The sequence below is a fragment of the Streptomyces sp. NPDC102462 genome (assembly GCF_044765425.1).
GTDB lineage: Bacteria > Actinomycetota > Actinomycetes > Streptomycetales > Streptomycetaceae > Streptomyces.
The window spans coordinates 1-10,487 of the sequence record NZ_JBIWKB010000117.1 but is presented as its reverse complement, the minus strand read 5'-3'; the positions used below and the strand labels follow the sequence as shown (position 1 = coordinate 10,487).

The 10,487-nt window shown below is 69.7% G+C and carries 12 protein-coding genes; 7 read left to right on the top strand and 5 right to left on the bottom strand.

Annotated elements, in window-relative coordinates; translation table 11 throughout:
• Positions 1 to 610: 610 nt before the first annotated feature.
• Entirely contained in the window at positions 611 to 886 is a 276-nt protein-coding gene (locus ACIRFL_RS42960) for a hypothetical protein (RefSeq protein ID WP_404040977.1), read from the bottom strand.
• 521 nt (positions 887 to 1,407) lie between these two features.
• Here ACIRFL_RS42960 and ACIRFL_RS42955 point away from each other — a divergent pair.
• Positions 1,408 to 1,890: a DUF5994 family protein gene (locus ACIRFL_RS42955; RefSeq protein ID WP_404040974.1), complete on the top strand. Its 483-nt coding sequence runs from the start codon at positions 1,408 to 1,410 to the stop codon at positions 1,888 to 1,890.
• A gap of 49 nt (positions 1,891 to 1,939) precedes the next feature.
• Here ACIRFL_RS42955 and ACIRFL_RS42950 read toward each other — a convergent pair whose 3' ends face one another.
• The 4 genes from ACIRFL_RS42950 to ACIRFL_RS42935 all read right to left on the bottom strand — a co-directional run bounded on the left by ACIRFL_RS42950 (position 1,940) and on the right by ACIRFL_RS42935 (position 5,010).
• Positions 1,940 to 3,133, bottom strand: coding sequence for a PP2C family protein-serine/threonine phosphatase (locus ACIRFL_RS42950; protein WP_404040980.1), 1,194 nt, complete (start codon positions 3,131 to 3,133; stop codon positions 1,940 to 1,942).
• Positions 3,134 to 3,271: 138 nt separating this feature from the next.
• On the bottom strand, positions 3,272 to 3,784 hold the full coding sequence (locus ACIRFL_RS42945) for a DUF5994 family protein (RefSeq protein WP_404040971.1): 513 nt from the start codon (positions 3,782 to 3,784) through the stop codon (positions 3,272 to 3,274).
• Between the two features lie 330 nt (positions 3,785 to 4,114).
• Positions 4,115 to 4,534: a hypothetical protein gene (locus ACIRFL_RS42940; protein ID WP_404040968.1), complete on the bottom strand. Its 420-nt coding sequence runs from the start codon at positions 4,532 to 4,534 to the stop codon at positions 4,115 to 4,117.
• A 20-nt stretch (positions 4,535 to 4,554) separates the two neighbouring features.
• Positions 4,555 to 5,010 (bottom strand): STAS domain-containing protein, encoded by a 456-nt coding sequence (locus ACIRFL_RS42935; protein ID WP_404040965.1) that lies wholly within the window; start codon positions 5,008 to 5,010, stop codon positions 4,555 to 4,557.
• Positions 5,011 to 5,392: 382 nt separating this feature from the next.
• On the opposite strand from ACIRFL_RS42935, the gene ACIRFL_RS42930 reads away from it, so the two are divergent.
• From ACIRFL_RS42930 to ACIRFL_RS42905, 6 genes are all read left to right on the top strand, one after another.
• A complete protein-coding gene (locus ACIRFL_RS42930) occupies positions 5,393 to 5,698 on the top strand; it encodes a hypothetical protein (protein ID WP_404040962.1) in 306 nt (101 codons plus the stop codon).
• Positions 5,695 to 6,000, top strand: a complete 306-nt coding sequence (locus ACIRFL_RS42925) for a DUF5994 family protein (protein WP_404040959.1) — start codon at positions 5,695 to 5,697, stop codon at positions 5,998 to 6,000. The genes ACIRFL_RS42930 and ACIRFL_RS42925 overlap by 4 nt, the downstream gene beginning before the upstream one ends.
• The gene (locus tag ACIRFL_RS42920) at positions 5,997 to 6,194 is read left to right on the top strand and encodes a hypothetical protein (RefSeq protein WP_404040956.1); all 198 of its coding nucleotides are present in this window, start codon (positions 5,997 to 5,999) and stop codon (positions 6,192 to 6,194) included. The genes ACIRFL_RS42925 and ACIRFL_RS42920 overlap by 4 nt, the downstream gene beginning before the upstream one ends.
• A gap of 415 nt (positions 6,195 to 6,609) precedes the next feature.
• Positions 6,610 to 7,704 carry a ferredoxin reductase gene (locus tag ACIRFL_RS42915; RefSeq protein ID WP_404040953.1) on the top strand — a complete coding sequence of 365 codons (1,095 nt, stop codon included), beginning with the start codon at positions 6,610 to 6,612 and terminating at the stop codon, positions 7,702 to 7,704.
• A 38-nt stretch (positions 7,705 to 7,742) separates the two neighbouring features.
• Positions 7,743 to 8,798, top strand: a complete 1,056-nt coding sequence (locus ACIRFL_RS42910; RefSeq protein ID WP_404040950.1) for a fatty acid desaturase family protein — start codon at positions 7,743 to 7,745, stop codon at positions 8,796 to 8,798.
• A 451-nt stretch (positions 8,799 to 9,249) separates the two neighbouring features.
• Positions 9,250 to 10,476, top strand: a complete 1,227-nt coding sequence (locus ACIRFL_RS42905) for an MFS transporter (RefSeq protein ID WP_404040947.1) — start codon at positions 9,250 to 9,252, stop codon at positions 10,474 to 10,476.
• Positions 10,477 to 10,487: the final 11 nt, after the last annotated feature.

The following is a 10,487-nucleotide window of genomic DNA, read 5'->3' as shown; positions in this document are numbered from 1 at the left end:
AGAAGGTCCGCGAACTGGAGGAGGAACGCGAGATCCTGCGGAAGGCGGCCAAGTATTTCGCCGGGGAGACGCGCTGGTGAACCGCTTCCAGTTCGCTTACGAGGCAGCGTCCGAAACAACATCAACTACGCTGGCACCAGCCGCATAACCCGTGTCCAGGATTCGGGGCCAAGGCCCGTTCATCTCACCTCTGGCCAACGGGCAGGTTGCCCGGGCCACCGCCAGCTCCCTGGTGCACTACGCCCACGAGCACGGTGCCACCATCACCACCAGCAGCCGGCCCTACCTCGGCGACATCGGCACCGAGATCGCTGCCCGGCTGCCCGGCAGGTGGAGTGGGATCGAATCCTTGCCGGGGGCTGCTCGACGCTGCTACGCAGTGCCATTTTTCATGGTCAGCAGCGCACCGGCTGCGTACTCGGCCCCCTGCATGACGCCCTGTGCCGGGCAGTCCGCTCACGCATCGCTCACGCACGAAGCCCGCATCCTGAGGCAAGGGCACAGCACGCATCCAGGCCGCCCACTCAGGCCGGGCGGGACGGGGGCGGCGGCGTGGGCTGTCGCGGTGCCTTTCCTCTTCATGGCCTCGGTGGAGGAGCCGGGTGCCACGTCAGTCACCCTGGGCCGAATCTTCCTTCTCCTCCATGAAGCGGATGCCCTCATGGGTCAGCGAGGCGGTGGCGGGAGTCTTGTGTGATGTCCAGTCGACGGTGATCAGGCCGGCGTCGGCCAGGTAGGCGCATGCCGCGGAGAGGTCCGCGTCGGGAAGACGGACCTCGTCACGGAGCGTCGCTCCGCTGACCTCGGGACTGTTGCGTTCGACCGCCCCATACAAGGTTCGGAGAACTGCTTTGCGGTAGGTCTTGCGTTCACGGAGTGTCGTCATGGCTGTCACTCTCGGGCTCGTGGCCGACGGCGCGGGCGCTGACGTGGGATGATCCGCTGGATGCCGGCCAGGACTGTGCGGGCTGTGAGGCGTGTCTGCCGGTCGATGGTGAGACGGAGACGGGCGCCCCCTCGCGGCCAGCGGGGCGTCTGCGCTGCTCGGCCGAGGTGAGCAGCAACGCACCACCTCGGCGACGCCACGGCGGTCTCCGGAGTCGCCGCGACGAGGCGGGCCCAGGCGTTGCCCGTGGAGGCCAATGGGCATCCACGGGTACCTCCTGCCGGCGGTGGCGCTGAGGACATGGTGCAGCAACCGGCCGGAACGTCCGGCGTCCGGCTGCCGCGGCGCTTCCGCATACGCCCACACCCTGAAGGGTATGCCGCGACGGTAGTTCCCACCGTCGCGGCAGGCACCGGGGTCGGGCCGATCCCGGAGATTCCAGCCCCCGGCGCTACGGAGTAGCGTGGTGGGGCGAGGGGAGTCCTGTGTTCGCACCGGTTCCGGAAGACGGGTGGTCCCTTATGACCGGCTCCGATTCACCCCCTGTTTCCCGGCATCTGCCGAGTGGCGTCCATGCGGCTGTGCGGCCGGGATGCGCGCTGCTCAGGCTGGAGACGACGGAGTCGCGTGAAGGTGTCCTGGACGGTGCGTGGTGGCCGCGGTCGCGCGACATCGGTGCCGAGCTGCCCGCGCTGCTGAGCGCTCTCATCGCACATCTCGGCCCCGTGACGCGCGTCGGGCTGGACTCCGCTGCCTGGGAAGGGCTCCCGACGCGGATCGTCGTCGACGACCGGGTGGTGCACATCGACTCCTTCCCGGTGGGCGATGACACTGTCCTGATCACCCGCGGCGACCAGGACGTGTTCTCACTGCTGGTGGTCCCGCCGCACGCGACACCGGAGGCCGCACATGCCGCGATGGGCCAGGCCGTCCGGGCCGACAACATCAGCCGGGCGGAACAGATTCTCATCGACACCGGAAGCAGGTACGGGCCGTCCGACTGACGAGCCGTCCCTCGGACCGAGGCCGACGGACGACAGCGATGGATGAAGGTCATCCACGCCACTCCACCATGAGCAGCGTCGCGTCATCCGTGGTGTGTCCGCCCCGCGCCCGCTTGAGCGTGTGGGACAGGGAGCGCGTCACCGCCCGGACCCCGCGGCCGGTTCTCTCCAGCTGGTTCACACAGGTGATCAGCTGGTCCTCCCCGAACTCCTCCCTACTCAACTTGTGCTCCTCGACCAGTCCGTCGCTGAAGCAGAGGACGCGGTCGCCGCGCTCCAGTCCCAGTTCGCTGATCCGTGGTTCCGCACCGCCCAGGCCGACAGGGAGGGTCGTGGGGCCGGCCAGGCGGTCCGCGACACGGTAGTCGCGGACGAGGATCGCCGGCGGGTGCCCTGCATTGACCCACCGGACCCGTCCTGTCGTCGTGTCCAGCTGCATCATCTGTGCGGTGACGAAGTGCTCGGGACCGCACTGCTTCGCCACCGCGCGGTCCATGAAGTCGTAGATCTCCGACAGCCCGACGCCGGCGCGGCGGGCGTGCCGGTAGGCGCCGATGGCCACGGTGGCCATCGTGGCCGCGTCCAGGCCGTGCCCCATCGCGTCGATCATGACCACGTGGAGGATGTCCCCGTTGAGTGCGTAGTCGAAGCTGTCACCCGCCACGTCGTAGGCGGGTTCCAGGATCCCGGCCACGGCGACCCTGGGCATGATCATTGCCAGCGGTGGCAGCAGGGACCACTGGATCTCCGCGGCGACGCTCATCGGCTCATCACGTCGGCTGGCGAAGAACAGATCGGAGTAGCCGTGCTTGGTCACCAGCAGGTCGGCCACCAGGCCGGAGATCCTGTGCAGCAGGCGGCGGTCGTGGTCGTCGACCCTGTCCAGCGTCACCGCCATGACACCCACCTGGTCACCGCCGTCCAGCAGCGGCAGGTGGACCCGCACGCCGTCGTCGTCGGAGACCTCGACGCAGACCGCGTCGAGAAAGCAGCGTCCCGCGTCGGAGTCGTCGATCAGCTGCGGCTCTCCGCCCGCGAGGCCCTCGCCGGGCAGGGGTACAAGCATCAGCTGGCCGTAGTCCTGCAGCAGAACCTGCGGACGGCGGCCCCCCAATCGCTCCACCACGTCGGCGACCAAGGGCCCGATGAGGTGGGGAGGAAGCTCGTGCGCGCGGTCGAGAACCGCTCCCAGCAGCGCTTCCCCGAAGCTCTCGGAGCGGTCCGCGCGCCGTCCGGGCATCATCCGCTCACCCGCCATGTCCGCGCGCATGGGTCGCGGCGGTGTGGGACGACGAAGAGATCGTTCGTGCCATGGCTCCACCGGGGACGTCGACGACCGGACCGGTCGGCCGGTCACCTGGGCCCGAGCGCGTCGGGCCTCTCACCTGAGTCCGGGGCCTCCTTCCGACTCCCATGTGGCTTCTCCGTCGAGGCCGCTCTCGGCGAGTTCCAGGATGCGTGGAGCCGACAGCGGGTTTTCGGGGTCGGCAGCGGCGGTCAGCAGTCGGGTGGCTGCTCCCGTCGGCTCGTCGGGTGGGATGACCAGCAGTTCCCAGCGTCCCGTGGTGCTGCAGTCCAGGGTGATGGCATGCGCTTCGGCGGCGAGGTTGCTCTGGGCCACCTCGATCACGTGGCCGGGCGCCATCACCTTCTGCGGGGCATCGGGCCAGGACGTGGGGTCCACGGTGACCCGGGTGACGGTGCCGACGGCCGGGTCCAGTGAGCCGACCAGCGCGGGCAGCTCCAGTTCCAGTGCGTCGCAGCGCGGCCACCATGCTCCGTCCAGCGGGCCGTGGCTGACGCCCGGCGTGAGTCTCAGACGGGGCAAGGGCATCCGGTAGGTGTGCGCGTCACCTGGGCGTGCGCCTTCGGCGGGCTTTGTGATGGGGTCCATCGTGCGATCCCGTCCCGGGCGACCTTCGGCTGCCCGCGTCTGTCACTCGCCGGGAACGGCCTCGCCGTGGTCGTGCGGCCGGAAAGCTCTCGGTAACTGCAAGAGTACTCCCGGCCGTGGCGGACGGCGCGGGGCGCAACCGCCGTGCGGAAGGTGCATCCGTACTGCAGACGGGGGGTGGCATGACCGCCGCGGCCGGTACGGCCCGCCGGATCATCGACGACAGCGGTCTGATCACCGGCCTGCCGGTGAGGGACTCTCCAGGGGAAGGGTCAGCACGCAGGGGGCTATATGGGGGCCGGGCAGCCCGACGACCTGTCCCATGTTCTGTCAGCCCCAGGACTCGAATGCGGCGTGTCCGGCCTGGTCGGCCGGATGGAGCAGGGCGACTCCGAAGGGGGTGTGCCGGTCGGTGAGCAGGCGTTGTTGCAGGCGGCGGGCGATGTCGCGGTGCTGAGCGTGCGGATGGGCGACGACCTGAGTGAGGACGACGAACCGTGCGTACGTGGTGAGCCGTTGGATGCTCTCCTGCAGCAATCGGTCGAACCCTCGCCGGCCGGGGCCGTCCGGGCCCAGCGGAAAGCCGTAGGCACAACCGACCAGCACCGTCGTCTCGGCGATCAGCAGCGCGAAGCCGGGGCGCCTGGCGCTGACGGCCAGGTGGCGCAGGAACTCTCCCCGGCCGTGGAACGACGCACCGGGAGTGTCCGCGACGGACGCCATGGCCAGATCCGCGATGTCCTGCTCCACTCCTTCGGCCTGCCAACGGGTCAGCCGACGCAGTCGGAATCCGTCTTTGAGGACCTGTTTACGAGCGGTGTCCTCAGGCGTCCGCGTTCCGTCGGCCGACGGACCCGAGGAGGCCGCTTCCAAGAGGTCGCGGGGCAGCGCGGGCGGCACGGGATCCGTGGGGGCCGCGAGGAGCAGGGGGTGGAGCCGGTGACGGCGAGGAGCCGGGTGATCTGCGCGTACGGGTGGTGAAACCGCAGGGACGTGTGCACCCGGTCGGCGCGCTGTGACATCGACAGGAAGACGTCCAGGCCCCTGGCGTCGCAGGAGCCGACCGTGGTCAGGTCGACGTCGATGACGGTGACGCCGTCGCGCAGACACTGCGCCAGCGCCGCCCGCAGCAGCGGTGCCGTGGCCGGTCCGATCGCACCGGCGAGCGTGACGAGTGCCCCCTCCCCTCGGTTCCGCCGGTGGATGTCCAGCCGGGAAAGGGCCATCACGCCTCCCCTCGGCAGAAGCGCGGGCCGGTGCGGGCACGCGGTACGCGGGCGGCCATGACGAGCGTGTTCGGAGCTGCTTCGACTGCGGCGGACATGATGCCGACCCGTCTCCGCGCCGACCGCTGGGGTGGCTCGCGGTTTCCTCTCTCGCCGAGGACGACCTGGCACGGGGGCCGGAGTGCGTGATGCCCTCGGTACCTCCCACCGTACGTCGCCGATGCCGGAAGCGGACGCAGCGAGGGTGCTCAGGAGTACGGTGGAGAGAGTCGAGGGTACTTCGTACTCCGGTGACAGGACTGGTCTCGTCCTCGGCGCGCGGCACGGTAGGGCCGCGTGACACGACACGAGCCGTTCCCACGGCCCGGGGCAGGTGCCGATCATGACCACCGAATCTCTGCAGTCGCACTCACCCTTGACTGAATACTTTCCGGACGACGCTCCCGCCGAGGGCACGGTCGAGGTGCGCATCGTGTCCATGGATGCCGAAGCGGCCCGGCACGTCGCGGACGCTCTCCGGCTGCTGTTCGCCGGGGGCGAGCAGCGCAGCTATCCAGCGTTCACGTCGGGGCGGGGCACACGTCTGCACCTCACGCTCGACCCCGCGCGGGGCGCCGGCCCACTCCGTTCCTGGCTGGACGTCAGCAGACCGCCCGTCGACCGGACGCATCCGGGCGAGACCGCGTGACGCGTGCGCCGGCCGGGCTGCGGTCGGCGCACGCGGGACCGGCCACCGCCCCGCCGCATCCCGGACCGTGGCGGGTCTTCCGTCCGCGCCAGCCCAGGAGCTCTCATGACGACCACCTCTTCGCCCCACCCGTCTTCCGCCCGGCTGCGGCTGGAAGCGGAGCCTCGCCCGGGCGGCTCGGCCCGTCGTATCGACGGGCCTGGTGGCCTAGGTCGTACGACCTGACTGCCGAACTGCCCGGACTGCTTGCCGGGTTGCCGCACCACGCCCCACTGGGGACGCATCCAGCAGTGTCCTCGTGAACGGGACGGTGTGGTCGTTGCCCGGGGACGGGATGATGGTCGCGGACCGGATGGTGCACCTGCGCCGGACGGACTCGCCACGAGCCGAACACGCCGTCTGCCTGCTCGCTCCGGGACACGGCCGCTGGGACCTGCCGTCGTTCATGGATACGGCCACAGCAGACGACCTGCTGGAGCTGTCCGCCCGCAAGTGAGGACTTCACCTACCGCGGGGTTCGTCCGCGATTACCGCGAGCTCGGCGCCTTCAAGAAATGGATGGATGCGCCTTCGACCACCGTCACCCCGCCCACGCTCCTCGGCGGCTGAATCCAGAGATCGAAGTGAGCTCCAGCTCACCACCGCCCTGGCCCGTTCCCACCGTCGCGGCCCGCTGCCGTGGCGCACGTGTCGGTCGCTCTCAGCAGGGGTGTCGGGAACGAGGGCCGGGCAAGCCGTGGCCGGGGTGCGTTGCACGGCGTGTCCACAGCGGCGGCGAGGCATGACGGTGCGCAGCGGGCCGGCTGGCGCTGGGGGTCGTACGGGTCAGGGGAGGAGCAACCCGGCTTGCCAGTCGGCCACGGCTGCGTGAGCGTAGGTGATCGGAGAGTGACGAGGAACGGAGAGGCGGGATGGTCTGTGGGCTCCGACACCTGGCGCGGCACGTCTGGCAGGGAGTCGGGCGGCTGACCACCCCGTTGCTGCCGGACGATTTCCTGGCGGTCGTCGATCCTTTGTGGTCGGTCAGGTGGCCGACGGGCCGGGTGGAGGTGGTCCGGGCGGAGACGACGGACGCGACGACCCTCGTGTTGCGGGTGGGGCGCGGTTGGTCGGGGCATCGCGCGGCGGGGCAGTACGTGCCCGTGGGAGTGGCCGTCGGCGGCGTACTGCACTGGCGGACGTACTCGATCACGACCCCACCGGACGGCTCCGGTCGTTTTGCGATCACCGTGCGGGCGGTTACGGACGGGCGGGTGTCGCCGCACCTGGCCCACCGGGTCCGGCCCGGGGAGACCCTGCGCCTCGGTCCCGTCCAGGGGCATTTCGTGCTGCCGGATCCGCCGCCCGCGCGCCTGCTGTTCCTGACCGGCGGAATCGGCATCACGCCCGCGGTGGCCATGCTGCGCGCGCTCGCCTTGCGGACGGGCCGCCGCCCCGACACCGTGCTGGTGCACAGCGCGCCGGACACCGACCGAGTGGTCTTCGGCGGTGAGCTCCGGGCCATGGCCGCCCGCGAGAACTGGTTCACGCTGTACGAACACCACACCCGCCGGGAGGGGCGGCTGGACCGGGCACGCCTGGACGCACTCTGCCCCCACTGGGCGCAATGCGAGACCTGGGCCTGCGGCCCGGAGGGACTGCTGGCGTTCGCCGAGCGGACCTGGAGCGACGCGGATGCACGGCGCCGACTGCATCTGGAGCGGTTCCAGCCACCGTCACCGGCCGCACCTGGCGGTGGATCGGGCGGGCGCGGCGGGCGGGTGCGCTTCACTCGCAGCGGTGTCGAGACGGACGCCGACTCCGCCACGCCCCTGCTGGACGTGGGCGAAGCGGCGGGTGTCGTCATGCCGAGCGGCTGCCGTATGGGCATCTGCCACAGCTGCGTCAGCCGACTGTCCGCCGGCCGGATCCGCGACCTGCGAACCGGCGACGTACACGGCGAGCCGGGCGACCTGATCCAGACCTGCGTGTCGGCCGCCTGCGGATCCGTACACCTCGATCTGTAGAGCCCTTTGAGGATGGATTTCAAGAAAGGGGAGAAAGAGTGGCCGCTGCGCTCGCTCTCGCGCAGCCCGAAGCCGACGCCTTCGGGCAGGAACTGGACCGCATCCGCGCCGAGGTGCTGGCCGAGCGCGGCGCCGAGGACGCCCGCTACATCCGCACCCTCATCACTGTGCACCGCGCCCTGGAAGCCGGTGGCCGGGTCGCACTGGCCGTCTCCCTGCTGCCGCCTGCCTGGCTGGCCGGGACGGCGATGCTCACCACCGCCAAGGTCCTGGAGAACATGGAGCTGGGCCACAACATCCTGCACGGCCAGTGGGACTGGATGCGCGACCCGGCCATCCACTCCACCACCTGGGAATGGGACTTCCCCACCCCGGCCGCCGCCTGGAAACACACCCACAACGACCTGCACCACACCTGGACCAACGTGGTGGGCCGCGACCGCGACCTCGGCTACGCGGCCATGCGGATGAGCGCGGACCAGCCCTGGCACCCTGCCCATCTCCTCCAGCCCTTCTACGGCGGGCCGCTGCTGGCACCACTCTTCGACTGGGCCATCGCGCTGTACGACCTGGAGCCCGAGGCAGTCCTCCAGGGCCGCAAGTCCGTGCGCGCGTTCCTGGGGGACCTCGCCGGGATGGCCCGCAAGGCGGCACGGCAGTTCACCAAGGACTACGTCCTCTTCCCGCTGCTGGCCGGCCCATCCGCCCTTCCCTGCCTGCTCGGCAACCTCACCGCCAACGTCACCCGCAACATCTGGGCGCACACCGTCATCTTCTGCGGTCACTTCCCCGCCGGCGCGGAATCCTTCACCGAGGACGAGATCGAGGGCGAGTCGCGCGGCCAGTGGTACGTACGGCAGGCGCTCGGCTCGGCGAACATCGAGGGTGGTCCTCTCCTGCACATCCTCACCGGCAACCTCAGCCACCAGATCGAGCACCACCTCTTCCCCGACCTGCCCAGCAACCGGTACGCCCAGATCGCTCCCCGGGTGCGCAAGCTGTGCGAGAAGTACGGCATCCCCTACACCACCGGCCCGCTGCCGCGCCAGTACGCCTCCACCTGGGCCCGCATCTGGCGCATGGCGCTCCCCTGACCCTCCGCACCAGCCGGTTCGCCGACGCATAAAAAGCCAAGGTGGCGGCTGGGCGAGGATGGGACGCGGCAGCGTGCCGTCGGCCACCTCCACAACCGTCCGGGGCATGCACGGGCAGGTCCTCGCGCAGCACGTCGTGGCGGCGCAGGTCGTCGGCGAGCCAGGACAGGAGCTGGGCGCCGGTGGTGGTCTGGATGCCGAAGGTGAGGTGCAGAGAGTACTTGCTTCCCACCTGGTGCTACTTCCTCTGGAACCTCATGTCCCAGTCTCCAGGTGTCCACGATCAAGGGGAAGCTTCACGCCCCCCCGTAACGCCAGAAGCCGGGCCCGCCCCTCCCCCCTCCCGGATCTCACGAAAATCTATGCATACCTAGATTTTATTGGTACGGTCCCCAGCGTCAATATCTGGTGCCAGCCAGATTTTCCACTCGCTGATCACAGGAGATCCGCGGTGCCCCAGTCCGAGCCGCAGTCCGCGATGGCCCCCTCGAGCCCCGCATCCCGCAACCCTTCCCTGCCGCAGGACGAGCCAAAGTCCGCCGATGCGGTACATGCAGCCTCCTCCGACGCGCCACTCGGGAAGGTGTCCAAGCGAGCCGCCGCAGCCATCCTGGTCACGACCTTCGGCAATACCGCCGCCACCTTGATGCCCGCCGTCGTGACCCTGCCAATCGTGGTCGCGCGCATCGCGCCGGAGAACAAGGAGAGCGGCCTGGGCATCGCGGTGGGCATCTCGGCGTTCGGCGGCATGATCCTTTCGCCGCTGTTCGGAGCGATCAGCGACCGCACCACGTCCAGGCTCGGGATGCGCAAGCCCGGCCTGATCATCGGCCCAGTGTTCACCATCCTCGGACTGGTGCTACTCGGTCTCGCAGGCAACCTTGTCGCCGTCTACACCTCGATGGGGGTCGTCGCCCTCGGGCAGGCAATCTCTAACGCGTCGCACTCGGCGATGGTTCCCGACAGCATTCCGCAGCACGCTCGGGGACGCGTCTTCGGTTTCAGCTCGGTCGTGGGCGTCCTGGCCGGGCTCCTCGCGAGCATCGTGGGCCCGAAGTTCATCGGCAACCAGTTCGTCATGGCCACCATCGCCGTGCCCCTTTTCGTCGTCACCTCGGCGCTGGGCGTCCTCCTCTACCGCGACCGCCTGCTCGATCCGCGGGACGTCCCCCGCCAGCCGCTCTTGCGCACCCTGCTGCAGGGCTACCGGTTCAACCCCAGAAGCGCTCCGGACTTCGCCTGGGTCTGGCTCGGGCGTTTCACCATCACCCTCGGCATGGCGTTCGCCGGCTCGTTCGCCCTCTATTTCCTCACCGATGAACTGGGCGTGGCCAAGGGCGACTTGCCGTCGATGATCGCGATCAACAGCACTCTCAGCCTGGCCGGAACCCTGGTCGGCACCATCGTGGGCGCTGTCATCACGGACAAGGTCCGCAGTCGTAAGCGCCTGGTGCTCGTGTCCGCGGTGCTCCTGGCCGCCGGATCCGTCGTCGTCGCCTTCGCGTCGTCCGTGCAGGTCTACTTCGCCGGGACCGCGCTGATCTATCTCGCCGTCGGCCTGTTCATCCCCACCGACGGAGTGCTGGTCATGAGCGTCCTATCTATTGATGTGGGTCTGAACTGGTCATTCGTAAGATCGGTGAGGCCCAGGGGCCCGGGGTATGGCTGTCATGGGTGAGCCGCTGGATG

What these genes read in the sequence shown, in the direction of transcription:
- ACIRFL_RS42960 (WP_404040977.1), bottom strand. Translation starts at nt 886, where the DNA reads ATGACGACACTCCGTGAACGCAAGACCTACCGCAAAGCAGTTCTCCGA.
- ACIRFL_RS42955 (WP_404040974.1), top strand. Translation starts at nt 1,408, where the DNA reads ATGACCGGCTCCGATTCACCCCCTGTTTCCCGGCATCTGCCGAGTGGC.
- ACIRFL_RS42950 (WP_404040980.1), bottom strand. Translation starts at nt 3,133, where the DNA reads ATGATGCCCGGACGGCGCGCGGACCGCTCCGAGAGCTTCGGGGAAGCG.
- ACIRFL_RS42945 (WP_404040971.1), bottom strand. Translation starts at nt 3,784, where the DNA reads ATGGACCCCATCACAAAGCCCGCCGAAGGCGCACGCCCAGGTGACGCG.
- ACIRFL_RS42935 (WP_404040965.1), bottom strand. Translation starts at nt 5,010, where the DNA reads ATGGCCCTTTCCCGGCTGGACATCCACCGGCGGAACCGAGGGGAGGGG.
- ACIRFL_RS42930 (WP_404040962.1), top strand. Translation starts at nt 5,393, where the DNA reads ATGACCACCGAATCTCTGCAGTCGCACTCACCCTTGACTGAATACTTT.
- ACIRFL_RS42915 (WP_404040953.1), top strand. Translation starts at nt 6,610, where the DNA reads ATGGTCTGTGGGCTCCGACACCTGGCGCGGCACGTCTGGCAGGGAGTC.